The organism is Chitinophaga sp. 05T412 (assembly GCF_056396465.1).
On record NZ_JBFTLN010000061.1, the window covers coordinates 1 to 777 of the forward strand.

Genomic DNA, 777 nt, shown 5'->3' on the forward strand with positions numbered 1-777 from the left:
TTCTTTGAGCTGGGAGGCCATAGCCTGAAAGCCACGAGACTGGCCAGTTTGATCCACAAGGCATTTGAAGTGAAGCTGCCATTAAAAGTACTTTTTYCCAACAGTATACTAGAAGAGCAGGCGTTACTGATTGCAAAATCACGTAAAACGGCTTTTGCACAGATAGCGCGGGCGCCGCAACAGGCGGCTTATCCTTTATCGTCTTCCCAGCGTCGTTTATGGGTATTGAGCCAGTTTGAAGAAGGTAGTGTGGCTTATAACATGCCRGGYGTTTATACATTACGTGGAGCATTAGATGTGTCCAGACTGGAACATGCGTTTGATTTGTTGATTGAACGGCATGAAGTGCTGAGAACCATTTTTAAGGAAGATGAAGAGTATGGCGTACAACAATACATTCTTCCTGATATAGATTTCAGCATCCACTACAACACACAACCCACGGACTTATCTGCCGATATCCAGTCTGTATGTTATACCCCTTTTGATCTGTCTACCGGCCCTTTACTACGGGCATCCCTCTACGAAATAGCAGCAGGGCAATGGGTGTTTGTCTACGTGATGCATCACATCATCAGCGATGGTTGGTCAATGGGCGTATTGATCAAAGAGCTGCTGCATCTCTATCATGATAACAGTCCGCTGCCGGCATTGCCCATCCAATACAAGGATTATGYAGTATGGCAACAATCTTACGCAGACGATACCGCTAGAATTTATTGGCAGCAACAGTTTTCCGGTGAACTACCGGTGCTGGAGCTGGTGGCTGACAAGCCC

At 46.6% G+C, this 777-nt stretch carries 1 protein-coding gene; it reads left to right on the forward strand.

Annotated features, from left to right (window positions below; genetic code table 11):
- Window positions 1-777 (forward strand): condensation domain-containing protein (locus AC1DFM_RS34660; RefSeq protein WP_477081363.1); only part of this gene is annotated, 777 nt, incomplete at both ends.